General features: G+C 60.1%; 20 protein-coding genes. 10 read left to right on the top strand and 10 right to left on the bottom strand.

Annotated elements, in window-relative coordinates:
• Positions 1–34: 34 nt before the first annotated feature.
• From hisA to HBO09_RS04120, 3 genes are all read left to right on the top strand, one after another.
• Positions 35–772, top strand: coding sequence for a 1-(5-phosphoribosyl)-5-[(5-phosphoribosylamino)methylideneamino]imidazole-4-carboxamide isomerase (gene hisA / locus HBO09_RS04130; RefSeq protein ID WP_010169075.1), 738 nt, complete (start codon positions 35–37; stop codon positions 770–772).
• A gap of 9 nt (positions 773–781) precedes the next feature.
• The gene (hisF, locus tag HBO09_RS04125) at positions 782–1,552 is read left to right on the top strand and encodes an imidazole glycerol phosphate synthase subunit HisF (protein WP_003171107.1); all 771 of its coding nucleotides are present in this window, start codon (positions 782–784) and stop codon (positions 1,550–1,552) included.
• 66 nt (positions 1,553–1,618) lie between these two features.
• Entirely contained in the window at positions 1,619–2,374 is a 756-nt protein-coding gene (locus HBO09_RS04120) for an ABC transporter substrate-binding protein (protein WP_169991928.1), read from the top strand.
• Positions 2,375–2,377: 3 nt separating this feature from the next.
• Here the strand turns inward: HBO09_RS04120 and HBO09_RS04115 are convergent, their stop codons facing one another.
• The 5 genes from HBO09_RS04115 to gpmI all read right to left on the bottom strand — a co-directional run bounded on the left by HBO09_RS04115 (position 2,378) and on the right by gpmI (position 8,976).
• On the bottom strand, positions 2,378–3,637 hold the full coding sequence (locus HBO09_RS04115; protein WP_169991930.1) for a Vps62-related protein: 1,260 nt from the start codon (positions 3,635–3,637) through the stop codon (positions 2,378–2,380).
• A gap of 164 nt (positions 3,638–3,801) precedes the next feature.
• Positions 3,802–4,575 carry a divergent polysaccharide deacetylase family protein gene (locus tag HBO09_RS04110; RefSeq protein ID WP_169991932.1) on the bottom strand — a complete coding sequence of 258 codons (774 nt, stop codon included), beginning with the start codon at positions 4,573–4,575 and terminating at the stop codon, positions 3,802–3,804.
• Between the two features lies 1 nt (position 4,576).
• The gene (locus HBO09_RS04105) at positions 4,577–5,884 is read right to left on the bottom strand and encodes a S41 family peptidase (RefSeq protein WP_169991934.1); all 1,308 of its coding nucleotides are present in this window, start codon (positions 5,882–5,884) and stop codon (positions 4,577–4,579) included.
• Between the two features lie 30 nt (positions 5,885–5,914).
• Positions 5,915–7,201, bottom strand: coding sequence for a murein hydrolase activator EnvC (locus HBO09_RS04100; RefSeq protein WP_169991936.1), 1,287 nt, complete (start codon positions 7,199–7,201; stop codon positions 5,915–5,917).
• Positions 7,202–7,449: 248 nt separating this feature from the next.
• Positions 7,450–8,976, bottom strand: coding sequence for a 2,3-bisphosphoglycerate-independent phosphoglycerate mutase (gene gpmI / locus HBO09_RS04095; RefSeq protein ID WP_169991938.1), 1,527 nt, complete (start codon positions 8,974–8,976; stop codon positions 7,450–7,452).
• A gap of 151 nt (positions 8,977–9,127) precedes the next feature.
• Between gpmI and HBO09_RS04090 the strand changes: the two genes are divergently transcribed.
• Genes HBO09_RS04090 through secB form a run of 3 tightly spaced genes read left to right on the top strand, consistent with a single transcriptional unit; the run spans position 9,128 to position 10,327 of the window.
• Entirely contained in the window at positions 9,128–9,541 is a 414-nt protein-coding gene (locus tag HBO09_RS04090; RefSeq protein ID WP_169991940.1) for a rhodanese-like domain-containing protein, read from the top strand.
• Position 9,542: 1 nt separating this feature from the next.
• Entirely contained in the window at positions 9,543–9,797 is a 255-nt protein-coding gene (gene grxC, locus HBO09_RS04085) for a glutaredoxin 3 (protein ID WP_169991942.1), read from the top strand.
• Positions 9,798–9,841: 44 nt separating this feature from the next.
• Positions 9,842–10,327, top strand: a complete 486-nt coding sequence (secB, locus tag HBO09_RS04080; RefSeq protein WP_029295909.1) for a protein-export chaperone SecB — start codon at positions 9,842–9,844, stop codon at positions 10,325–10,327.
• A gap of 170 nt (positions 10,328–10,497) precedes the next feature.
• On the opposite strand, the gene HBO09_RS04075 is transcribed toward secB, so the two are convergent.
• The gene (locus HBO09_RS04075; RefSeq protein WP_029295910.1) at positions 10,498–10,953 is read right to left on the bottom strand and encodes a tRNA (cytidine(34)-2'-O)-methyltransferase; all 456 of its coding nucleotides are present in this window, start codon (positions 10,951–10,953) and stop codon (positions 10,498–10,500) included.
• On the opposite strand from HBO09_RS04075, the gene HBO09_RS04070 reads away from it, so the two are divergent.
• A complete protein-coding gene (locus HBO09_RS04070; protein WP_029295911.1) occupies positions 10,952–11,392 on the top strand; it encodes a hypothetical protein in 441 nt (146 codons plus the stop codon). The genes HBO09_RS04075 and HBO09_RS04070 overlap by 2 nt on opposite strands.
• A 429-nt stretch (positions 11,393–11,821) precedes the next feature.
• Here the strand turns inward: HBO09_RS04070 and ntrC are convergent, their stop codons facing one another.
• The 3 genes from ntrC to glnA form a co-directional block, all read right to left on the bottom strand.
• The gene (ntrC, locus tag HBO09_RS04065) at positions 11,822–13,258 is read right to left on the bottom strand and encodes a nitrogen regulation protein NR(I) (RefSeq protein WP_057958041.1); all 1,437 of its coding nucleotides are present in this window, start codon (positions 13,256–13,258) and stop codon (positions 11,822–11,824) included.
• Entirely contained in the window at positions 13,255–14,340 is a 1,086-nt protein-coding gene (gene glnL, locus HBO09_RS04060) for a nitrogen regulation protein NR(II) (RefSeq protein WP_029295914.1), read from the bottom strand. The genes ntrC and glnL overlap by 4 nt, the downstream gene beginning before the upstream one ends.
• Positions 14,341–14,741: 401 nt before the next feature.
• Positions 14,742–16,148: a glutamate--ammonia ligase gene (glnA, locus tag HBO09_RS04055; RefSeq protein WP_029295916.1), complete on the bottom strand. Its 1,407-nt coding sequence runs from the start codon at positions 16,146–16,148 to the stop codon at positions 14,742–14,744.
• Positions 16,149–16,481: 333 nt separating this feature from the next.
• Here glnA and thiI point away from each other — a divergent pair, with 333 nt between their 5' ends.
• Together thiI and typA are read left to right on the top strand one after the other, a co-directional pair.
• Positions 16,482–17,936, top strand: a complete 1,455-nt coding sequence (gene thiI, locus HBO09_RS04050) for a tRNA uracil 4-sulfurtransferase ThiI (protein WP_169991944.1) — start codon at positions 16,482–16,484, stop codon at positions 17,934–17,936.
• A gap of 139 nt (positions 17,937–18,075) precedes the next feature.
• The gene (gene typA / locus HBO09_RS04045) at positions 18,076–19,896 is read left to right on the top strand and encodes a translational GTPase TypA (protein WP_092232819.1); all 1,821 of its coding nucleotides are present in this window, start codon (positions 18,076–18,078) and stop codon (positions 19,894–19,896) included.
• Positions 19,897–20,329: 433 nt separating this feature from the next.
• Here the strand turns inward: typA and HBO09_RS04040 are convergent, their stop codons facing one another.
• Complete coding sequence (locus tag HBO09_RS04040; protein ID WP_029295922.1) at positions 20,330–20,764, bottom strand: YkgJ family cysteine cluster protein; 435 nt, start codon at positions 20,762–20,764, stop codon at positions 20,330–20,332.
• Between the two features lie 240 nt (positions 20,765–21,004).
• On the opposite strand from HBO09_RS04040, the gene HBO09_RS04035 reads away from it, so the two are divergent.
• A complete protein-coding gene (locus tag HBO09_RS04035; RefSeq protein ID WP_169991946.1) occupies positions 21,005–23,455 on the top strand; it encodes a glycogen/starch/alpha-glucan phosphorylase in 2,451 nt (816 codons plus the stop codon).
• Positions 23,456–23,493: the final 38 nt, after the last annotated feature.

Genomic DNA, 23,493 nt, shown 5'->3' with positions numbered 1-23,493 from the left:
CGAGCAATGCTGAATATCGAATAAGGTTTGCCAGATGCTGATTATCCCCGCTATCGATCTCAAGGACGGCGCTTGCGTACGTCTGCGCCAGGGCCGCATGGAAGACTCCACGGTGTTTTCCGATGACCCGGTAAGCATGGCTGCCAAGTGGGTGGAAGGCGGCTGCCGTCGCCTGCATCTGGTGGACTTGAACGGCGCCTTCGAAGGCCAGCCGGTCAATGGCGAAGTGGTCACCGCCATCGCCAAGCGCTACCCGAACCTGCCGATCCAGATCGGCGGCGGTATCCGCTCCCTGGAAACCATCGAGCACTACGTCAAAGCGGGCGTGAGTTACGTGATCATCGGCACCAAGGCCGTGAAAGACCCGGCCTTCGTCGCCGAGGCCTGCCGCGCGTTCCCGGGCAAGGTGATCGTGGGCCTGGACGCCAAGGATGGCTTCGTTGCCACCGACGGTTGGGCCGAGATCAGCACCGTTCAAGTGATCGACCTGGCCAAGCAGTTCGAGGCCGACGGCGTGTCCGCCATCGTTTATACCGACATCGCCAAAGACGGCATGATGCAAGGCTGCAACGTACCCTTCACCGCTGCCCTGGCGGCGGCCACCAAAATTCCGGTGATCGCGTCCGGCGGCATCCACAATCTGGGCGACATCAAGTCGTTGCTGGACGCCAAGGCGCCGGGGATCATCGGCGCCATCACTGGCCGCGCGATCTACGAGGGGACCCTGGACGTGGCTGAAGCCCAGGCTTACTGCGATGCCTACAAAGGCTGAGGACTGACCATGGCGCTGGCTAAACGCATCATCCCTTGCCTGGACGTCGACAACGGTCGCGTGGTCAAGGGCGTCAAGTTCGAGAACATCCGTGACGCCGGTGACCCGGTGGAAATTGCCCGTCGTTACGACGAGCAGGGTGCCGACGAGATTACCTTTCTTGACATCACCGCCAGCGTCGACGGCCGCGATACCACGCTGCATACCGTGGAACGCATGGCCAGCCAGGTGTTTATCCCGCTGACCGTGGGCGGTGGCGTGCGCACCGTGCAGGATATCCGCAACCTGCTCAACGCCGGTGCGGACAAGGTCTCGATCAACACCGCAGCGGTGTTCAATCCGGAATTTGTCGGCGAAGCCGCGCAGCATTTTGGTTCGCAATGCATCGTGGTCGCCATCGACGCCAAGAAAGTCTCCGGCCCGGGTGAAACCCCGCGCTGGGAGATCTTCACCCATGGCGGGCGCAAGCCTACCGGCCTGGATGCGGTGGAGTGGGCCATGAAGATGGAAGGCCTGGGCGCCGGTGAAATCCTGCTGACCAGCATGGACCAGGACGGCATGAAAAACGGCTTCGACCTGGGCGTGACCCGCGCCATCAGCGACGCGTTGGGCATTCCGGTGATCGCTTCCGGTGGTGTGGGCAACCTGCAACATCTGGCCGACGGCGTCATCGAAGGCCACGCCAGCGCGGTGCTGGCGGCGAGCATTTTCCACTTTGGCGAATACACCGTTCCCGAGGCCAAGGCCTACATGGCGGCGCGCGGCATCGTCGTACGCTAAACGTCACTGGACACCATGACAGGCTCGCGGCACTCTGGGGCCTGCCATGGATTCCGGTAACCCTTCATGCTCAAAGACCTGCTTCTTGCCCTCGCCAGTTCTTCCATTCTGTTGGCAGCTTCGGCCAATGCTGCCGAGCACTCTGCTGATTCTCTGGTGTTGCTGACGGAAAACTTTCCGCCCTACAACATGGCGAAAAACGGCAAGAACTTCGCCAAGGACGAGAACATCGAAGGCATCGCCGTGGACATCGTGCGCGAAACCTTCAAGCGCGCTGGCGTTTCCTACAGCCTTACGCTGCGTTTCCCCTGGGAGCGGATCTATAAACTCGCCCTGGAGCAACCTGGCTACGGGGTATTCGTCATGGCGCGCCAGCCGGATCGCGAAGCCTTGTTCAAGTGGGTCGGCCCTATCGGCCCGGACGATTGGGTGCTGCTGGCCAAAGACGACAGCAAGATCCAATTGACCGAACTTGAGCAGGCCCGGCACTACAAGGTGGGTGCCTACAAGGGTGACGCGATTGCCCAGAGCCTGGAAAAACAAGGGCTCACACCCCAGGTCGTGCTTCGCGACCAGGACAATGCGCAAAAACTGCTGGATGGCCAGATCGATCTCTGGGCTACTGGCGATCCAGCCGGACGTTACCTGGCGCGGCAAGTCGGCATAACCGGGCTCAAGACGGTGCTGCGTTTCAACAGTGCCCAGCTGTACCTGGCCCTGAACAAAGACGTACCGGACGAAACCGTCGCCAAACTGCAAGCCGCGCTGGATCAGCTCCGTAAAGAGGGCGTGGTAAGCGAAATCGTGGGGCGGTATCTCTAGCGGTTATGAGGCAGGCGCTGGCAGTGGCCTGCACGTGACCTCGCATTCCCGGGCCGGTGGGTATTCGCTCCAATACACACTGTCACCATCGGTGTAGCTGATGCTCGTTGCCACTTGCGTACCGTTTTCTCGTAGCAACTTGTAGTCGCTTTGCACCAGATAGACGGCTACCGCTTTGTGCGCGGGAACCGTGGCGTTGACTTCAAAAGCGGTCGAGGTGGTCCATCCATCGGAGGACGTTTGCGTGTGCGTGAGGCCACCGCTGAGTTTTGCCGAGACCTTGCCCGAAGCGCCCCACACGTTGAACCCCCACTCAGTGCCAATTTCGATGGCAGTGGTGTGGGTCAGTGTCTTCAGGCTACTGCCGTTCTGCCCTCGCGTAGCGGTCCATTTGAAGGACTGGTTCAGCGAGCTTCTGTTATGACCAAACCCGACCAATATGTATTTGTCCGCTCTCTCCAGGCGGTAAGTGGGGGACGTACGCAGTTGTTGGAGGGGCGACAGATTGGGGTCCTTGACGGTAAACCAGGCCAGTTTTGCGATATGGGTGACTTCGGCCTTCTCGAAGGGCGAAGGCTGTTGCTCGCCTGCAAGCGCCGGTGCCGGAGGCGGCACACTGACCTGCAGGGGGATCTGCATGCGCAATGAGTAAGCGGCAATGTGTACCGAGGGTTTTGTATAGCTGGCGGCGCCGACAAAGGTTCCTGCCGACAGGTACACCTCGCCTGCCGCTGCCCCTGGCGGGCTGATGTTCCAGGCGCTGAAGTCCAGCCGGGCCGGGCTGCGTCTGTTGTTCCAGATCAGGTCGCTGATATATGAGGCAATCACCAGATCAGCCCGAACGCACCGAACCGTGTTGCGTGAAGGTTTGTCGTAGCCATCGGTGGCCACGAGCCCCATTGCCACATAGCCGGTGGGTGGAAGCGGGCGCCAGATGGCCCCGTTGGAATGGGCCTGGGAGCCTTTGTCATCCCACACCTTTTCGAATTCATCGGGCGGCATGAGTGCCTTGCCTTTAGTGCGCTCTTCTTCGGTTTGCGCAGGGCCCTCCGAAACCACGGCGACTACGGTTTTCTGGTTGATATCGCCGTGTCCTGCAACTGCATGGTCGCCAAGCGGGAAATAGTCCGTCAGGAAGTCGGCGGACGGTACCGGTCGCCAAAAACCGACGGGTGATGCGTTGGGTGAACCCTTGTTGTTCCACAGCCGAGTGAACTGGGTTGTGAAGTTGATGAGCAGGTTGCCAAATTTTATCGATTCCATTCGCAGGTCTCAGTGCTTGGTGATTTTTTGGCACGACAAGTCCGCCATCGAGCGGCTAGCTCTACTGCTGAAAAAAGGTGTGGGGAGATATTCATGGGCATCCTGATAGTTGAACGTTGTCCGTTCACTATTCAGGTGTTCACGTGCGCCGGTGCGGTAGCTATCTAGCGGTAGATGCCATTTTTGCCGTGGCCGCCCATGGCCTGGTTGCTGCGTACACTGATCATCAACTTGATATCAATCCACTCGATGCCCTGGGCCTTGAGCTTGGGCAGCTCGCGCTCCAATACCGCCAGGGTCTGTGGATAAGGGTGGCCGATCATCACCGCCGAGCCCTGTTTGTGGGCCAGCTTGATAGCGGTCTGCAACTGCGTGGTGATAGCCGCTTCGGTACGTTCGTCATCCAGAAATACATCCCGTGAGACGTGGGCCAGGTTGATCTTCTGTGCCTCGGCGGCGGCCACGGTCTTGGCGCTGGTGCGGCTGTCGACGAAGAACTTGTGGCGACGTTGCAGTTCACCCATCAGCCAAGCCATGGCGCCCGGCTCGGCGGTCATGCGGCTGCCCATGTGGTTGTTGATGCCGGCGGTGTAGGGCACGGCCTTGAACGCTGCATCCAGGCGCTTGCCCAGTTCTTCGATGGGCAGCTCGGGGTGCCAGGCGAACGGGCCGGTGGCCGGGTCCATGGGCATGTGCAGGATCACGATCTTGCCGGCGCGATGGGCCTCGCGAGCGAACTCGGCGGCGTGCGGGGTATCGGGCATGATCGCCGCCGTCACTGGGCCGGGTAGGGCCAACACGCGACGATCCCGGGGCAGGTTTTGCCCGAGGTCGTCGATGATCAGGGTCAGGTAGGCTTTGTGGGGCTTGTCGGCAGGGGTCGCTTGGGCGACTCCTGCCAGGCTGCACAATATTGCAAGGATTAGAGCAAAACGCATATCAACGGCTGCGCGTAATGCTCAAGCCCTTGAGCAGGCTCAACGCCTGGGCCAGTTGGTAGTCGTCGTCCTGCGGCATCGGCTTGGCTTTCGGGCCGCTACCGGTTGGCTGGTCGGCACCGCCGTTGCCATTGCCCAGGTGACCTTGCAGGTCAGCTTCCTTGAAGTACTCGTTGTCGCTTTCGTTGGTGATCTTGGCCCGGCGAACCTCGATATCCGGCACGATGCCCTGGGCCTGGATCGAGCGACCATTAGGCGTGTAGTACAGCGCCGTGGTGATCTTCAGCGCACGCTCGTTGTTCAGCGGCAGCACGGTTTGCACCGAGCCTTTGCCAAAGCTGGTGGTGCCCATCAGCACTCCGCGTTTCTGGTCTTGCAGGGCGCCGGCGACGATTTCCGAGGCCGAGGCGCTGCCGCCGTTGATCAGCACCGCCAGCGGGACGTTTTCGCTGAGGTCCTTGCCGGTGGCCGAGAAGCGCAACTCGGAGTTGGCGATGCGGCCCTTGGTGTAGACGATCAGGCCCTTGGTAATGAAATGGTCGACCACTTCCACCGCCGATTGCAGCACGCCGCCTGGGTTGTTGCGCAGGTCCAGCACGATACCGTTGAGCTTCTTGCCGTTGTCCTTGCGCAGCTTGGCCAGGGCCTTGGCCACTTCGTCGCCGGTCTTGACCTGGAACTGGGTGATGCGGATATAACCGTAGCCCGACTCCAGCAACTGGCTCTTCACGCTCTTGACCACGATGGTGGCGCGGGTCAGCGTCACGTCAAACGGGCTGCCGCCGTCGCGTACCAGGGTCAGGGTGATTTTCTGGCCGACCTTGCCGCGCATCTTGTCGACGGCTTCGGTCATGGTCTGGCCGCGGGTCGGCTGGCCATTGATCTTGACGATCAGGTCGCCAGCCTGGATACCGGCCTTGGACGCCGGGGTGTCGTCGATTGGCGACACCACCTTGATGATGCCGTCCTCGGCACCGACTTCGATGCCCAGACCGCCAAATTCGCCGCTGGTGCTTTCCTGCAACTCGGCGAAATCTTCCGGGCCCAGGTAGGCAGAGTGCGGGTCGAGGTTGCTGAGCATGCCTTTGATGGCGTTTTCCAGCAGGGTCTTGTCGTCCACGGGTTCGACATAGGCTGCCTTGATCCGGTCCATGACCTCGGCAAAGGTGCGCAATTCGTCCAGCGGCAGCGGCGCCTTGGTGGTCGCGGCCGTGGCTGACGGGGCGGTCTGGTCGGCGAATGCCATAGGCGCGCCGATCACGAGGGCGATCGTCAGGGCCAGCGAAGTGAGGCGGGACAAATGCAGCATGTCGAACGAACTCCTAATGTAGATGCGGCCCTATCCTTGGGCGCGACACCATTGTGCAGGGTCGCTTGGGCGGCCCTGCTGACGAATAGCGAAGTACAGCGCCGGGGTGTCCTGGCCGCCACTGTTACCGACAGTGGAGATGGATTCACCGGCTTTTACAACATCACCTGCGGCCTTGAGCAATGTTTGATTGTGGCCGTAAAGGCTCAAATAGCCATTGCCGTGGTCGAGAATCACCAGCAAACCGGCGCCGCGCAGCCAATCGGCGAACACCACGCGCCCACCGTGGACGGCGTGTACCTGGCTGCCCGCAGAGGCGCTGATCATCACGCCGTCCCACTTGGTGCGGGTGTCATCGCCACGGGTTTCACCAAAGCGTGCCAGTAATCGACCATCAACAGGCCATGGAAGTTTGCCTCGGGCAGTAGCAAAAGGCCCGCCAAACGATTGGCCGGCACTGGAAACCAATGGGCCAGGGGCTGCACGCGCCGGTTTGCGCGGGGCGTCGGTGGCGAGCGCCTCGGCTTCACGCTGGCGCTTTTTTTCCGCTTCCTGCTGGGCGATCAGCGCTTTTTGTCGCGCTTGCTCCGCCTCGCGGGCCTGGCGCGCCAGGGTTTCCTCGATGGTTTTCAGCACCTTGGCCAGGTCGGCCTGGTCCTGTTGCCGTGCTTGCAGCTTGGCATCACGGGCTTTTACGTCACTGTTGAGCTTGGCGAGTGCCTGCTGGCGTTCCTTGCGCACCTTGTCCAGCTCGTCGCGCTGGCTGTCCAGGCTGCTTTTCTGGTCCAGAAGCTGGTTTTGCTGGTCGGCGATTTCCTGCTCGACGTTGGCCAACTGGCGCAGGGTCTCGTTGAAGCTCTTGAGTTGCTCCAGGCGCGCGGTGCTCAGGTAGTCGTAGTAGGTCAGGGTGCGGGCGAATTTTTCCGGGTTCTGCTGGTTGAGCAGCAGCTTGAGGTATTCCTGGCGGCCGTTCTGGTAGGCGGCACGGGCCTGGATTGCGATCAGGCGTTGCTGTTCAACGCGCGCGCTCTGGAGTTTTTTTTTCTCACCGTCGAGCCGCTCCAGTTCCGACTCGCTCTTCTTTAGTTCTTTTTGCAGCTCCTGGACCTGCTTCTCCAGCTTGCCCATTTCGGTTTCCGTGCCGCGCAGGTCTTTCTGCACCCCGGATTTTTCTTCCTGGAGCTTGCCGAGCAGTTTCTTCAGCTCGGTAATGTCCTGACGCGTAGCGTCCAACTGTTGTTGGGTTTGCGCACGCTCGTCGGCCATAGCCGGTTGGAGCACGCAGACAAGAGCAAGGGTAATCAAGGCGCGAAGCATAGAGGCGGGCGACACCAGGGAAAGGGACGGCCTAGTATGCCCGGCCCACGCTGCAAAAAAAACGTCCAATGGGTAAGTTAACTGCCGTGTGGCGGGGTATGGCTAAACGCCATGCTCAAAAACGCCACAAAACAATGTGGGAGCGGGCTTGCTCGCGATGGCGGTGGATCAGTTAGAAATGTATCAACTGACACTCCGCTATCGCGAGCAAGCCCGCTCCCACATGGGGTTTGTGGTGGGTTTGAAAATCAGACCAGGATTGAGGTACCGGTCATCTCGGCAGGCTTCTCCAACCCCATCAGCATCAGCATGGTCGGCGCTACGTCTGCCAGCACGCCGCCTTCGCGCACCTTGAAGTCGCGCTTGCCGACATAAATGAACGGCACCGGCTCGGTAGTGTGGGCGGTATGGGCCTGGCCGGTGGATTCGTCGGACATCTGCTCGCAGTTGCCGTGGTCAGCGGTGATCAGCGCTTCGCCGCCGACCTTTTCCAGGGCCTCGACGATCCGGCCTACGCACAAGTCCAGGCATTCCACGGCCTTGATCGCCGCTTGCAGGTTGCCGCTGTGGCCGACCATGTCGCCGTTGGCGTAGTTGACCACGATCACGTCATAGCGCTGGTGTTCGATGGCGTCGACGATCTTGTCGGTGACTTCCGGTGCGCTCATTTCCGGCTGCAGGTCGTAGGTGGCGACTTTTGGCGACGGGATCAGGATGCGCTCTTCGCCGGGGAACGGTTCTTCGCGCCCGCCGGAGAAGAAGAAGGTGACGTGGGCGTATTTCTCGGTCTCGGCAATGCGCAGCTGGGTCTTGCCGTTTTTGGCGAGGTAATCACCCAGCACGTTTTCCAGGCTACCTGGTGCGAAGGCTGACGGGGCCGGGATGCTGGCGGCGTATTGGGTCAGCATCACGAACTCGACTTTCGGCTGGCGCGCACGCTCGAAGTCCTTGAAACCCTCATCGACGAACACATGGCTCAGTTCGCGGGCACGGTCAGCACGGAAGTTCATGAACACCACGGCGTCGCCATCTTCGACTGTCACCGGCTCGCCGATGGTGGTGGCCTTGACGAACTCATCGCTCTCGCCTCGGGCGTAGGCCGCTTCCAGGCCTTGCTGGGCGGTGGCCGCGTTGAATTCGCCGTTGCCGTCGACGATCAGGTTGTAGGCCTGGGACACGCGGTCCCAGCGGTTGTCGCGGTCCATGGCGAAATAGCGGCCGACCAGGCTGGCGATACGGCCCTTGCCGAGGGCGGCGAAGGTGGCGTCCAGCAGTTCGATGGACGATTGCGCGCTTTTGGGCGGGGTGTCGCGGCCATCGAGGAAGGCGTGCAGGTAGATCTTCTCGGCGCCGCGTTTGTAGGCCAGTTCGGCCATGGCCACCAGATGATCTTGGTGACTGTGTACGCCACCGTCGGACAGCAGGCCCATGAAATGCACGGCTTTACCGGCGGCGACGGCTTTATCCACCGCGGCGCAGATGGTCGGGTTCTCGAAGAACTCGCCATCGCGGATGGCTTTGGTCACGCGGGTGAAGTCCTGATATACCACTCGTCCGGCGCCAAGGTTCATATGGCCGACTTCAGAGTTGCCCATCTGGCCGTCCGGCAGGCCGACGTCCATGCCCGATCCTGAGATCAGGCCATTGGGTACGCTGGCGCAGAGGCGGTCCAGTACGGGCTTGTTCGCCGCGAATACGGCGTTGTCGTGGGGGTTTTCACTGTGACCGAAGCCATCGAGAATCATCAGGACCAAAGGTTTAGGCGTGGTAGTCATAGATCCTCTCGCGGCGGTATTAAAGGAAGGCGATTGAAAAGGGAGTGGCAGTTTAAAGCGAAGTTCCGATGCCGTCACCGCTTTACGGGGGTTGGCCCCCCATGGCGGCTGTGTATACTTACCGCCATTTTAACGCCCTGGAACCTCCTTGATGGTTGATCACCTGATTGCATTTGCTACCTCTCACTATCTGCTGGTCGGTGCCTTCGTCGTACTGCTGGCGCTGCTGATTGCTCATGAAGTGAGCCGTGGCGGCCGTAGCCTCAGCACCGCCGAGCTGACCGCGCTGGTCAACAAGGACCAGGCCGTTGTCGTCGACATTCGTCCGGCCAAGGACTTTGCCGCCGGTCATATCGTTGGCGCGCTGAATATTCCCCAGGACAAGTTGATCGCCCGCATCGCCGAGCTGGAAAAGCACAAGGCCAAGACCATTATCCTGGTCGACGCCCAAGGCCAGCACTCCGGTGGCCATGCCCGCGAAATGTTGAAAAGCGGTTTCACCGCCGCCAAGCTGTCGGGTGGTATCTCCAGCTGGCGCGCCGATAACCTGCCGTTGGTGAAGTGATATGAGCCAGGTTGTCGTTTATTCCAGCGATTATTGCCCCTATTGCACGCGAGCCAAGCATTTGCTCCAGAGCAAAAAGGTTGCCTTCGACGAGATCAAGGTCGATGGCAAGCCCCAGGTACGTGCCGAGATGGCCCAGAAGGCGGGGCGCACCTCTGTGCCGCAAATCTGGATCGGTACCCAGCATATCGGTGGATGCGACGACCTGTTCGCCCTGGAGCGCGCCGGTAAACTGGATGCGCTGCTTCACGTCTGACTCCAAAACCCTAAAAGACCCCAAGATCAAGAAGGATCTGCGAGATGACTGACCAACCGAACACCGAAGCGGCAGCAGAAGAGGCTCAAGGCCCACAATTTTCCCTGCAGCGTATCTACGTGCGTGACCTGTCGTTCGAAGCGCCGAAAAGCCCGGCGATCTTCCGTCAGGAGTGGACTCCAAGCGTCGGCCTGGACCTCAACACCCGTCAGAAGCAGCTGGAAGGCGACTTCCACGAAGTCGTGCTGACCTTGTCGGTCACCGTGAAGAACGGTGAAGAAGTGGCCTTCATCGCTGAAGTGCAACAGGCCGGTATCTTCCTGATCCAGGGCCTGGACGATGCGTCCATGAGCCACACTCTGGGCGCGTTCTGCCCGAACATCCTGTTCCCGTATGCCCGCGAGACCCTGGACAGCCTGGTCACCCGTGGCTCGTTCCCGGCCCTGATGCTGGCCCCGGTGAACTTCGATGCCCTGTATGCGCAAGAGCTGCAGCGCATGCAACAGGAAGGCGCGCCGACGGTTCAGTAAGTCGACGATGCATAAAAAGCGCCATCACTGGCGCTTTTTTTATGCACGGCTAACGCTTGTAGGAGCGAGCTTGCTCGCGAAAAGCGTCAACGATGACGCAGCGCTATTAGGTAGCCCACGTCGCCTGTTGGTTTTTCGCGAGCAAGCTCGCTCCTACAGGGAAAAGGGGATTATTTGAACCCGAGCTGGCGCCAGCCTTCGTAGACCGCGACGGCCACGGTGTTGGACAGGTTCAGGCTGCGGCAGCCTTCACGCATCGGCAGGCGCAGGCGCTGGCCGTCGGGCAGGGCGTCGAGTACGTCTGCCGGCAGGCCACGGCTCTCAGGGCCGAACAGGAAGGCGTCCCCCTCGGCGAAGCTGGCATCATGAAACGGCCGCGAGCCCTTGGTGGTGAACGCAAACAGGCGCGGGTGGCCCAGGCTCTCCAGGCAACTGGCGAGGTCGGCGTGACGCTGCAGGGTGGCGTATTCGTGATAGTCCAGGCCGGCGCGGCGCAGGCGCTTGTCGTCCATCTCGAAGCCCAGCGGCTCGATCAAATGCAGGTGGCAGCCACTGTTGGCGCACAGCCTGATAACGTTGCCGGTGTTCGGCGGAATTTCTGGTTGAAAAAGGATGACGTGAAACATGCACGGCTCCGAAGATAAAGATGCAGCGCATTCTACCCCTGAAGACGACCCCAGGCCGCAGCTATTGCCCAGAGTCCTGGGTTCGCTGGCGATTGTCGGCCTGATGGTGGGCTTGATGATCGGTCGCCTGACCACCCCGGACCCGACTGCCCTGCTGCAGGTCGAGCCTGCCACCGATGGCCTGGTGGTGTGGTTCAACAACGAACCGAAGTTGCACGGCGAGCATATCGACGGCACCGTGGCGCTGCTGTTCGACGCCCAGGGCCATGCGCAGGCGGGGCAATTGAAGGTCAATGACAAGGATGTGAACTGGCGGGTGCGCAAGACCGATGGCGGCTTGCTGTTGAACCTGGTGGCGGCACGGCCGCTGCGCGGGGAATGGTCGGGCAAGGCGGTCGATGACCGCTGGCGACTGGAGATCCATCTCCTGGAGCAATAAAAGAGGGAGTTCCCGGCCTGCCTGTACCAGGGCTCCCAAAACGGTTTGAAGCTCGAATTAAAGAGGGGATTCTCGGCCTGCCTGTACCAAGGTCCCCGAAACTGGGTAGTACCAGGGGTATTGCAGGGGGCGTGCCAGAGTTGTGAGGGCTTGCGAATTTTTTTGTTCTAGAAGACAAAAGCCCCGGTTTACGGGGCTTTTTTGTTTTCGGCGCTCAGGATTTTTTGAAAGCGGCCTGGGTTTTGTGCGCGATGCCGGTTCGTGGTGCATTGAAGCAGTGCACGATCCCGGGACTGGATGCAGATCCAAATGTGGGAGCGGGCTTGCTCGCGATGGCGGTGGATCAGTTAGAAATGTATCAACTGACACTCCGCTATCGCGAGCAAGCCCGCTCCCACAGGTGATCTTCAGTGGCCTGGAGGGCCGTGCTCAGCCCTCTTCACCCTCGTCATCATCCCCGCCATCGACCTTCATCCCCAATTCCTTGATCTTGCGGGTCAAGGTGTTACGACCCCAGCCCAGCAGCACGGCGGCGTCACGCCGGCGGCCAGCGGTGTGCTTGAGGGCCGTCTCGATCATGATCCGCTCGAAGGTCGGCACGGCGCTGTCCAGCAGGCTCGACTGGCCACGGGCCAAAGCCTGGTCGGCCCATTGGCGCAGGGCTTGTTCCCAGTTGGTCACGGGGGCCGAATCCTGCGGCAGGCTCAACAGCTCGGGCGGCAGATCGCTGATATGCACTTCGCGCCCGGACGCCATCACCGTGATCCAGCGGCAGGTATTCTCCAGCTGGCGCACGTTGCCCGGCCACGGCAGGTTCTTCAGGTATTCCTCGGTTTCCGTCTTCAGCAGCTTGGGCTCTACCGCCAGCTCCTGGGCGGCGCGGCTGAGGAAGTGGCGGGCCAGGGTCGGGATGTCTTCGCGGCGGTCCGACATCCGTGGAATATGGATGCGGATCACGTTGAGGCGGTGGAACAAGTCCTCACGAAACTTCCCGGCGTGGACCAGGGTTTCCAGGTTCTGGTGGGTCGCGGCGATGATCCGCACATCGACCTTGACCGGCGTATGGCCGCCGACACGGTAGAACTCACCGTCGGCCAGCACCCGCAACAGCCGGGTCTGGGTGTCGGCCGGCATATCGCCGATTTCATCGAGAAACAGCGTGCCGCCGTCCGCCTGTTCAAAACGCCCGCGACGCAGGTTGGCCGCGCCGGTAAACGCGCCTTTTTCATGGCCGAACAGCTCGGACTCCATCAAGTCCTTGGGGATCGCCGCCATGTTCAACGCGATGAACGGCGAGGCCGCCCGTGGGCTGTGGCGGTGCAGGGCATGGGCGACCAGCTCTTTACCGGTGCCGGACTCACCGTTGATCAGCACGGTGATGTTGGAGTGGCTCAGGCGCCCGATGGCGCGAAACACTTCCTGCATCGCCGGTGCTTCACCGATGATTTCCGGGGTGCGCGTCAGGGTCGGTACCACGGCCTGGCCTTGCTGCTCCTGGGCGTGCTGGTTGGCGCGCTTGACCAGCGCCACCGCCTCATCGACGTCGAACGGCTTGGGCAGGTACTCAAAGGCGCCACCCTGATAGGACGCGACAGCGCTATCCAGGTCCGAGTGCGCGGTCATGATGATCACCGGCAAGCGCGGATGCTGCTCGCGGATCCGCGCCAGCAAGTCCAGGCCACTGGCGCCGGGCATGCGGATATCGGAGATGATCACATCGGGCTGCTGACGCGCCAGGCGGCTCATCACCCCATCGGCGCTGTCGAAGCTCTGGGTGGTCATGCCTTCCTGCTGCAAGGCTTTCTCCAGGACCCAGCGGATGGAACGGTCGTCATCGACGATCCAGACAGTTTCACTACGGCTCATGTCGATGGGGCTCCTTGTTCCAGTGGCAGAAAGATCGAAAAGGTCGTGTGGCCGGGATGGCTTTCACATTCGATCAGGCCCTGGTGCTGGCTGATGATGTTCTGGGTAATGGCCAGGCCCAGCCCGGTACCGTCCGGGCGGCCGCTGACCATCGGGAAGAAAATGGTTTCCTGCAATTCGGCCGGGATCCCCGGGCCGTTGTCGATGATCTCGACCTTGGTCACCAGGCGATGGCGTACATGGCCAATGGTGAACTGGCGCAAGGCGCGGGTGCGCAGGCTGATGCGCCCCAGGCGCAACTCGTTCTGGCTGCTGATGGCCTGCATGGCGTTGCGCACGATATTGAGCACCGCCTGAATCATCTGCTCGCGGTCGATCAACACGTCGGGAATGCTCGGGTCATAGTCGCGCACCAGGGTGATGCAGCCCTGGCTTTCGGCCTCCACCAACTGGCAGACGCGCTCCAGCACTTCATGCACATTGGTCATCGCCAGCGACGGCAGCTTGTTGGAGCCCAGCATGCGGTCCACCAGGTTCCGCAGGCGGTCGGCTTCCTCGATGATGACGTTGGTGTAGTCCTTGAGGTGCTCATCCGGCAGCTCGCGGGCCAACAACTGTGCGGCGCCGCGAATCCCGCCCAGGGGGTTCTTGATTTCATGGGCCAGGCCGCGTACCAGCATCTTGCTGGTTTCCTGCTTGGACAACTGCGCCTCTTCCTTGGTGATGCGCAACAGGCGATCGCGGGGATGCACCTCCAGCAGCAGCAAGGTGGCGCCGTGGCTCAGGATTGGGGTTACCGCGTAGTCGACGGTCAGGGTCTGCCCGGTGAGGGCGGTGAGCATCGCTTCGCGCTTGGTGAACGGGTGGGCCTGCTCCACGGCCTGGCGCAAGGAACTCAAGGCCTCGGCAGACTCGGTGAACAGCTCGCTGATAAATTGCCCATGGCTGCGCTGACCGCTGATGGCCAGGAGCATCTCCGCCGCGGGGTTCATGTACTCAAGGCGCAGTTCGGCATTGAGCAGGATGGTCGCGGTGGTCAGGTTGTCGAGTAGCAAGCGGTGCAGTGCGTCGCTGATGGTCATTAGGACCTCTTTTGGAGCAAGGCGTGGGCTTGAGGCTCACGCTGATACCAGGAAAATGCAAAAACCAAACCAAGGCTCCGAAAAGAAGCGTAAAAGCCCTGAAATGGGGGCTTGGGGCACGAAACTATGGCGCTCTGCCAGCTCACTCGGGACATTTCGACCCAAAATGGGTTGGTCGGTGGGCAGGGGTGCAACCTATTGCACCAATATAGTGCGAATCCCCACATTCTGTTCAGCGATCAACTATTTCCTGAAAGCACCCAATCAAACTGTAGGCGCAGGCAAGCCAGCTCCCACAGTTTTGATGGGGTTTGCAAAGGTGGATAGTCATTGTTTCAGGCAAAAAAAAGACCTCCCGAAGGAGGCCTTTTTGTCACGCCGCGTTGAGCAGCGCTACCGGATCAGCAGCTGTAGTACAGCTCGTATTCCAGTGGGTGTACGAAGGTGCGGACCTTGATTTCTTCTTCGCTTTTCAGGGCGATGTAGGCGTCGATAAAGTCGTCGCTGAACACGCCGCCTTTGGTCAGGAACGCACGGCCCTTGTCCAGCTCTTCCAGGGCTTCTTTCAGGCTGCCACACACTTGTGGGATTTCCTTGGCCTCTTCAGGCGGCAGGTCGTACAAGTTCTTGTCGGCGGCGTCGCCTGGGTGGATCTTGTTCTGGATGCCGTCCAGGCCAGCCATCAGCAGTGCAGCAAAGCCCAGGTACGGGTTGGCTGCTGGATCCGGGAAGCGCGCTTCGATACGGCGAGCACGAGGGCTGGACACGTAAGGAATACGGATCGAAGCGGAACGGTTGCGTGCCGAGTAGGCCAGCATCACTGGCGCTTCGAAACCTGGGACCAGACGCTTGTAGGAGTTGGTCGACGGGTTGGTGAAGCCGTTCAGGGCCTTACCGTGCTTGATGATACCGCCGATGAAGTACAGGGCAGTGTCGGACAGGCCGGCATAACCTTCGCCAGCGAAGGTGTTCTTGCCATCTTTGGCGATGGACAGGTGAACGTGCATACCCGAACCGTTATCGCCGTACAGTGGCTTAGGCATGAAGGTCGCGGTACGGCCGTAGGCCACAGCCACGTTGTGTACGCAGTACTTGAGAGTCTGTACTTCGTCAGCCTTGGCGACCAGGGTGTTGAACTTCACACCGATTTCGTTCTGGCCGGCAGTCGCCACTTCGTGGTGGTGAACTTCGATGACCAGGCCCATGTCTTCCATGGCGTTGCACATGGAGGTACGGATTTCGTGGTCGTGGTCGAACGGTGGTACTGGGAAGTAGCCGCCTTTGACGCCTGGACGGTGGCCATGGTTGCCGCCTTCCACGTCCTGGTCGGACATCCACGAACCCTGGTCGGAGAAGATCTTGAACATGGAACCGGAGATGTCGGACTTGAACTTCACTTGGTCAAAGATGAAGAACTCAGGCTCCGGGCCCACGAATACGGTGTCACCGATACCGGTGGACTTCAGGTATTCCTCGGCACGCTTGGCGATCGCACGTGGGTCACGGTCGTAGCCCTGCATGGTCGAAGGCTCGATCACGTCGCAGACGATGATCAGGGTTGGCTCTTCGGTGAACGGGTCGAGTACGGCGGTGGAGTCGTCCGGCATCAGGATCATGTCGGAGGCTTCGATGCCTTTCCAGCCAGCGATGGAGGAACCGTCGAACATTTTGCCTTCTTCGAAGAAGGCGTCATCCAGCGCGTCGCGAGCCGGCATGGTCACGTGGTGCTGAGTGCCTTTGGTGTCCGTGAAGCGCAGATCAATCCATTTAACGTCATGATCTTTGATGAGTTGAACCGACTTCGACATAGTGTCCTCCGGGTGGCTTCGGGCTTGGGTAGTGGAGTAGCCCTTAGAATGTGGGTGATGCCGGCGCGGATAGTCCGCCATGGCAACCTGCCTCACAAGAGAGCAAATTGCATGCCAGTGCCCCGACATGGGTTTTTTGCCTCAAAATGGCCCCTATAAAGGTGCAAATCGTCAAAATGGCAAAATTCGCGCACTGCAATGTAGCGTAATCGCCCGTAAATGCACCTCTTTGGTGCGGCGCGTGCCGTTTGTATATTAACTGGTCAAACCTTGAGCGATTTCCGCTATAATCCGCGCCCCCCTTTTTCGGCTGGCCCTGCGCGCGCTGTTTCCATGAAATTAATCGTTAAAGTCTTCCCCGAGATCACCATCAAGAGCCGACCGGTACGGATGCGTTTCATCCGTCAATTGGCCAAGAATATCCGCGCCGTGCTCCGTGACCTGGACCCGGCCGTGGTGGTGAACGGTGTGTGGGACAATCTCGAGCTGGAAACCCGCATCAGCGACCCTAAAGCCTTGAAAGATATGACCGAGCGCCTGAGCTGCATGCCGGGCATCGCGCATTTCCTGCAGGTCGACGAGTACCCGCTGGGCGACTTCGACGACATCACGCAAAAATGCAAACTGCACTTTGGCACCAGCCTTGAAGGCAAGATTTTTTCGGTGCGCTGCAAGCGTGCGGGCAAGCACCCGTTCAGCTCCATGGACGTCGAGAAATACGTCGGCAGCAAGCTGCGCCGCGAGTGTGGGGCCGCTGGAATCTCGCTTAAAGAGCCGCAAATCGAAGTGCGCATCGAAATTCGCGACCAACGGTTGTTTGTGATCCACAGCCAGCACAACAGCATCGGTGGCTACCCGCTAGGTGCGCTGGAGCAGACCCTGGTGCTGATGTCCGGCGGTTTCGACTCTACCGTGGCGGCCTACCAGATCATGCGCCGCGGCCTGATGAGCCACTTCTGCTTCTTTAACCTGGGCGGGCGTGCACACGAATTGGGCGTGATGGAAGTCGCGCACTATATCTGGAAGAAGTACGGCAGCTCCCAGCGCGTGCTGTTTGTCAGCGTACCGTTCGAGGAAGTCCTGGGAGAAATTCTCGGAAAAGTCGATAACGGTCATATGGGCGTCGTATTGAAGCGTATGATGTTGCGCGCAGCGTCGAAAATCGCCGACCGCCTGCAAATCGAAGCGCTGGTGACCGGCGAGGCGATTTCCCAGGTCTCCAGCCAGACCCTGCCGAACCTGTCCGTGATCGACTGCGTGACCGACAAGCTGGTATTGCGCCCGCTGATCGCCAGCCACAAGCAAGACATCATCGACCTGGCCAACGAAATCGGCACCGCTGATTTCGCCAAGCACATGCCAGAGTACTGCGGGGTCATCTCGGTGAACCCCAAGACCCATGCCAAGCGCTATCGCGTGGAGCATGAAGAGAAAGAATTCGACATGGCGATTCTGGAGCGAGCGCTCGAGAACGCCAAACTGGTGCCGATCGATCGAGTCATCGACGAATTGGGCCAGGACGTACAGATCGAAGAAGTCAGCGAAGCCCTGGCCGGTCAGATTGTCATCGATATCCGTCACCCGGATGCCGCTGAAGACGAGCCACTGGAAATCGCTGGCATCGACGTGCAAACGCTGCCGTTCTATGCACTGAACGCGCGTTTCAAGGAACTGGATAACAGCCGTCAGTACCTGCTGTATTGCGACAAAGGCGTGATGAGTCGCCTGCATGCCCACCATTTGCTCAGTGAGGGATATGCCAATGTGCGCGTTTATCGACCGAGCTAAGAGCCCGGGGCTGTTTGCCTGTGGCCTGCGTCACCGGCCCCCCGACTCTGCCGTCAAGCTGTAACGGCAAGGCCTGACTCTACTGTTAATCGCTGCCACGACCTGTCAGCACACCGAATCCTCTGATCGAGATACACAAGTGATCGAAAATCTACGTAACATCGCCATCATTGCCCACGTTGACCATGGTAAAACCACCCTGGTAGACAAACTCCTGCGTCAATCCGGCACCCTGGAGCGCAACGAGCTCAACGACGAGCGCGTGATGGACTCCAACGACCAGGAAAAAGAGCGCGGTATTACCATCCTGGCAAAAAACACTGCCATCAACTGGAACGGCTACCACATCAACATCGTGGACACCCCGGGCCACGCCGACTTCGGCGGCGAAGTAGAACGTGTAATGTCGATGGTTGACTCCGTTCTGCTGCTGGTTGATGCCCAAGACGGCCCTATGCCGCAAACCCGTTTCGTGACCAAGAAGGCTTTCGAAGCCGGCCTGCGTCCAATTGTGGTGATCAACAAGGTTGACCGTCCAGGCGCGCGTCCGGACTGGGTTCTGGACCAGATCTTCGACCTGTTCGACAACCTGGGTGCCACCGAAGAACAGCTGGACTTCAAAGTCGTCTACGCCTCGGCCCTGAACGGCATTGCCGGTCTGGAACACACCGACATGGCTGAAGACATGACCCCGCTGTACCAGTCGATCGTCGACAACGTACCTGCGCCGAAAGTCGACCGTGACGGTCCGTTCCAGATGCAGATCTCTGCACTGGACTACAACAGCTTCCTCGGTGTTATCGGCGTTGGCCGTATCGCTCGTGGCCGCGTCAAGCCGAACACTCCAGTCGTGGCTATCGATGCCACCGGCAAGAAGCGTAACGGTCGTATCCTGAAGCTGATGGGTCACCACGGTCTGCACCGTATTGACGTTGAAGAAGCTGCTGCAGGCGACATCGTGTGCATCAGCGGTATGGACTCGCTGTTCATCTCCGACACCCTGTGCCACCCGGACATGGTTGAAGCAATGGTGCCGTTGACCGTTGACGAGCCAACCGTTTCCATGACCTTCCAGGTAAACGACTCGCCTTTCTGCGGTAAAGAAGGCAAGTTCGTGACTTCCCGTAACATCAAGGAACGTCTGGACAAAGAGCTGCTGTACAACGTTGCACTGCGCGTTGAAGAAGGCGACTCGGCTGACAAGTTCAAGGTTTCCGGCCGTGGTGAGCTGCACCTCTCGGTACTGATCGAAACCATGCGTCGCGAAGGCTTCGAAATGGGCGTTGGCCGTCCGGAAGTGATCATCCGCACCGTTGACGGCGTGAAGCAGGAACCGTTTGAAAACGTGACCATCGACACCCCTGAAGAATCCCAGGGCAAGGTCATGGAAGAGATGGGTCTGCGTAAGGGCGACCTGACCAACATGGTGCCGGATGGCAAAGGCCGTGTACGTCTGGAATACAACATCCCTGCTCGTGGTCTGATCGGTTTCCGTAACCAGTTCCTGACCCTGACCAACGGTGCTGGCATCCTGACCTCGATCTTCGATCGCTACGACACCATGAAGTCCGGCGACATGTCCGGCCGTCAGAACGGTGTTCTGGTATCGGTAGAAACCGGCAAGGCACTGACCTACTCCCTGGAAACCCTCCAGGCGCGTGGCAAGCTGTTTGTTGAACACGGTCAAGAGATCTACAACGGTCAGATCGTTGGTCTGAACAGCCGTGACAACGACATGGGCGTCAACCCAACCAAAGGCAAGAAGCTCGACAACATGCGTGCTTCGGGTAAAGACGAAACCATCGCCCTGGTTCCACCTGTTCGCTTCACCCTGGAACAGGCTCTGGAATTCATCCAGGACGACGAGCTGTGCGAAGTGACGCCGAAGTCCATCCGTCTTCGTAAGAAGATCCTGGACGAAGGCGAGCGTACCCGCGCTGCCAAAAAGGCCAAGAACTGATACTTAGTTCCGGCTGAATAAAAACGCCCCCGGTCGAAAGGCCGGGGGCGTTTTTTTATGCCTGCAGATTTTGTGGTGGTTTGCTGGCCCCATCGCAGCATCGGTATCTACACAACTTTGCCGCAACACCTAAATCCAGGCAGATAGCGCAGTTGTGGCGAGCGGGCTTGCCCCGCGCTGGGCTGCGAAGCAGCCCTAAACCCGGACATCGCGGTTTATCTGAAGAAACGCGGGGGGCTTTTTGGGGCTGCTTCGCAGCCCAGCGCGGGGCAAGCCCGCTCGCCACGGGGGAGTTCGTCAGTTTCTGAAAGTTGTGTAGATACCTATGCCCATCGCAGGCAAGCCAGCTCCCACATTTGATGGCGTTCACAAATCAAACTGTGGGAGCTGGCTTGCCTGCGATGGGGCTCTCAAGAGCCCTGCAAAATCCGGATCAGAACTTGTCGAGGGTCTTGAACTTGGTCTCGCGCACCACTTCCTTGGGCTTGTACGCGCAGTAACCCGGCCGTGGCCCGATCTTCGGGTGATTGCGGCAGGTATCCGGGCGCTTGTCATAAATAGTGCAGAAGCGCGTCTTACGATCCAGGTACAGGCAATCGTTGTTGCTCATGCGCTGCAGGGTAAAGATCTCGGACTTGGAGTTGAAACGCTCGACGATACCTTCCTTCTGCAAGCGCTTGGCGATGTTCTTCGGCGGGTCGCCACGCTCGAATTCGTCGACGATGCCAATGCGGATCAAATCCTTGATCTTCACCTCAACCGGCAGGGTGCAGCAGTTGGACGTGCAGCCGCCGCACATGTGGCTGGAGTATTTCTGCCACGTTTCGAGACGGTCGAGTTCCGCGGCGGCGATCAGTTGAGGCTTCATCAGGTTTCCAAGAGGGGCTTTGTCCGGGCGCGCGATCATACCGGGATTGGTGGTTTTTTGAACAATATTTTGCGGGTTTCGGCTCAAAGGCTGCTGCGCGGCGTAAATGGGCACGGCCCCTGCATCTAAAACCTACATGCGTGAATGAGTGAAAAAACTGCCGAACCGTCAGCCATGCCATAGGTCAGACCGTCTAGGCTCTAGGATTTCCCTTCTTCTATCTCGCCCGAGGTCGCACCGATGTCTCAGGAACCGCTTGTACGAGAAGCAGAGGTAGCCGCGTTTCGCGATGCTGTCTTGACCAAACTCACTTATGCGGTGGGCAAGGATCCCGATCACGCCTTTGACCACGACTGGTTCGAAGCCATTGCCCTGGCGGCGCGCGACCATATGGTCGACCACTGGATGGACCACACCCGGCGGATCTACCGGCGTGGGCAGAAGCGGGTGTATTACCTGTCCCTGGAATTCTTGATCGGTCGTTTGCTGTTTGACAGCCTGAGCAACCTCGGTTTGCTGGAGGTGGCGCGCGAGGCCCTCGGCGAGTTGGGTGTGGACCTGGAGCGCATTCGCCTGCTGGAGCCCGATGCGGCCCTAGGCAACGGTGGCCTGGGGCGCCTGGCCGCGTGCTTTATGGAAAGCATGTCGACCCTGGGCATTGCCGGCCATGGCTATGGCATTCGTTACGAACACGGGCTGTTTCGCCAGGCGATTGTCGATGGCTGGCAGCAGGAGCAGACCGAACGCTGGCTGGATTTCGGCAACCCCTGGGAGTTCGAGCGCGCCGAGGTGATCTACCCGATCGGCTTTGGCGGCAGCGTCGAGACCGTGCTGGATGCGTCCGGCAAGTCAATCCAGGTCTGGTCGCCCAACGAGACCGTGCGCGCCGTGGCCTACGACACCCCGGTGGTCGGCTGGCGTGGCGCCAGTGTCAACACCTTGCGCCTATGGCGTGCGCGGGCAGTCGAAGACCTGCATCTGGAGCGCTTCAACGCCGGTGACCATTTGGGCGCCGTCGCCGAAGTGGCCCGTGCCGAAAGCATCTCAAGGGTGCTTTACCCGGCCGACAGCACCGAAGCAGGGCAGGAATTGCGCCTGCGCCAGGAATACTTCTTCGTCTCGGCCTCCTTGCAAGACTTGCTGCGCCGCCACAAAAACATGCACGGCTCGGTCTTGAGCCTGGGCGAGCACGCGGCCATCCAGCTCAATGACACCCACCCGTCGATCGCCGTGGCCGAGTTGATGCGCCAGTTGGTCGACTTGCACGATATTGCCTGGGATGCGGCCTGGCAGGTCACGGTCGAAACGCTGTCCTACACCAACCACACCTTGCTCCCCGAAGCCCTGGAAACCTGGCCGGTGGGCCTGATGGAACGCATGCTGCCCCGGCACATGCAGATCATTTACCTGATCAACGCCCAGCACATTGATTCGCTGCGGGCCAAGGGCATTCACGACTTCGACGTACTGCGCGCGGTCTCGCTGATCGAAGAAGACAACGGGCGCCGCGTGCGCATGGGCAACCTGGCGTTCCTGGGCTCCCACAGCGTCAACGGCGTGTCCGGGCTGCACACGCAGTTGATGCGCAGCACGGTGTTTTCCGAACTGCACAAGCTCTACCCCGAGCGTATCAACAACAAGACCAACGGCATTACCTTCCGCCGCTGGCTGTTCCAGGCCAACCCCAAGCTCACCGCGATGCTGGTGGAGGCCTTGGGGCCGGACATTCTCGACAATATGGAACAGCGCCTGGTGGAGCTGGAAACCTTCGCCGAGAAAGACGCGTTTCGCAAAGCCTTCGCCGAGCAGCGCCTGCACAGCAAGCGCGTGCTGGCCGATATCATCCATGAGCGCCTGGGGATCGCGGTCAACCCGGCGGCGATGTTCGATGTGCAGGTCAAACGCATCCACGAATACAAGCGCCAATTGCTGAACCTGCTGCACACAGTCGCCCTGTACCAGGCCATTCGTGCCGAGCCGGAGGTGGATTGGGTACCACGGGTGAAGATCTTCGCCGGCAAGGCGGCGGCCAGCTACCACCAGGCCAAGCTGATCATCAAACTGACCAACGACATCGCCCGTACGGTGAATAACGACCCAACCGTGCGCGGCTTGCTCAAGGTCGTGTTCCTGCCCAACTACAACGTCAGCCTGGCGGAAAACATCATCCCGGCGGCGGACCTGTCGGAGCAGATCTCCACCGCCGGGTTCGAGGCCTCGGGCACCAGCAACATGAAGTTCGGCCTCAATGGCGCGCTGACCATCGGCACTATGGATGGTGCCAATGTCGAGATGCACGAGCTTATCGGCGGCGAGCACATGTTTATCTTCGGCCTCAGCGCCGAGCAGGTGGAGGCGCGTAAACAGGCGGGTGAGTTCAATGCCGGCCCTGATATCGCCGCATCCCACCGCTTGAACGACGTGTTGCAGGCGATTCGTGGCGGGGTGTTCTCGCCGGACGATCCGGGGCGCTATGTAGGGTTGATCGACTCGTTGATCGCCTATGACCGGTTCCTGGTGTGCGCCGATTTTGATGCCTACTGGGACGCCCAGGCGCGGGTCGAAGCCCATTGGCACGACTCCAAGGAGTGGTGGCGTTCGGCGGTGCTCAATACCGCGCGCACGGGCTGGTTCTCGTCCGACCGCACCATCCGCGAATATGCCACCGAGATCTGGAAAGCCTTGGACTAGACCCCGCGAAATCCCGTGTAGGAGCTGGCTTGCCTGCG

It is taken from the genome of Pseudomonas sp. WS 5027, from assembly GCF_012985695.1.
GTDB classification, from domain to species: Bacteria; Pseudomonadota; Gammaproteobacteria; order Pseudomonadales; family Pseudomonadaceae; genus Aquipseudomonas; species Aquipseudomonas hygromyciniae.
This window is presented reverse-complemented; position numbering and strand designations above follow the sequence as displayed.

What these genes read in the sequence shown, in the direction of transcription:
- hisA (WP_010169075.1), top strand. Translation starts at nt 35, where the DNA reads ATGCTGATTATCCCCGCTATCGATCTCAAGGACGGCGCTTGCGTACGT.
- hisF (WP_003171107.1), top strand. Translation starts at nt 782, where the DNA reads ATGGCGCTGGCTAAACGCATCATCCCTTGCCTGGACGTCGACAACGGT.
- HBO09_RS04120 (WP_169991928.1), top strand. Translation starts at nt 1,619, where the DNA reads ATGCTCAAAGACCTGCTTCTTGCCCTCGCCAGTTCTTCCATTCTGTTG.
- HBO09_RS04115 (WP_169991930.1), bottom strand. Translation starts at nt 3,637, where the DNA reads ATGGAATCGATAAAATTTGGCAACCTGCTCATCAACTTCACAACCCAG.
- HBO09_RS04110 (WP_169991932.1), bottom strand. Translation starts at nt 4,575, where the DNA reads ATGCGTTTTGCTCTAATCCTTGCAATATTGTGCAGCCTGGCAGGAGTC.
- HBO09_RS04105 (WP_169991934.1), bottom strand. Translation starts at nt 5,884, where the DNA reads ATGCTGCATTTGTCCCGCCTCACTTCGCTGGCCCTGACGATCGCCCTC.
- HBO09_RS04100 (WP_169991936.1), bottom strand. Translation starts at nt 7,201, where the DNA reads ATGCTTCGCGCCTTGATTACCCTTGCTCTTGTCTGCGTGCTCCAACCG.
- gpmI (WP_169991938.1), bottom strand. Translation starts at nt 8,976, where the DNA reads ATGACTACCACGCCTAAACCTTTGGTCCTGATGATTCTCGATGGCTTC.
- HBO09_RS04090 (WP_169991940.1), top strand. Translation starts at nt 9,128, where the DNA reads ATGGTTGATCACCTGATTGCATTTGCTACCTCTCACTATCTGCTGGTC.
- grxC (WP_169991942.1), top strand. Translation starts at nt 9,543, where the DNA reads ATGAGCCAGGTTGTCGTTTATTCCAGCGATTATTGCCCCTATTGCACG.
- secB (WP_029295909.1), top strand. Translation starts at nt 9,842, where the DNA reads ATGACTGACCAACCGAACACCGAAGCGGCAGCAGAAGAGGCTCAAGGC.
- HBO09_RS04070 (WP_029295911.1), top strand. Translation starts at nt 10,952, where the DNA reads ATGCACGGCTCCGAAGATAAAGATGCAGCGCATTCTACCCCTGAAGAC.
- HBO09_RS04075 (WP_029295910.1), bottom strand. Translation starts at nt 10,953, where the DNA reads ATGTTTCACGTCATCCTTTTTCAACCAGAAATTCCGCCGAACACCGGC.
- ntrC (WP_057958041.1), bottom strand. Translation starts at nt 13,258, where the DNA reads ATGAGCCGTAGTGAAACTGTCTGGATCGTCGATGACGACCGTTCCATC.
- glnL (WP_029295914.1), bottom strand. Translation starts at nt 14,340, where the DNA reads ATGACCATCAGCGACGCACTGCACCGCTTGCTACTCGACAACCTGACC.
- glnA (WP_029295916.1), bottom strand. Translation starts at nt 16,148, where the DNA reads ATGTCGAAGTCGGTTCAACTCATCAAAGATCATGACGTTAAATGGATT.
- thiI (WP_169991944.1), top strand. Translation starts at nt 16,482, where the DNA reads ATGAAATTAATCGTTAAAGTCTTCCCCGAGATCACCATCAAGAGCCGA.
- HBO09_RS04040 (WP_029295922.1), bottom strand. Translation starts at nt 20,764, where the DNA reads ATGAAGCCTCAACTGATCGCCGCCGCGGAACTCGACCGTCTCGAAACG.
- HBO09_RS04035 (WP_169991946.1), top strand. Translation starts at nt 21,005, where the DNA reads ATGTCTCAGGAACCGCTTGTACGAGAAGCAGAGGTAGCCGCGTTTCGC.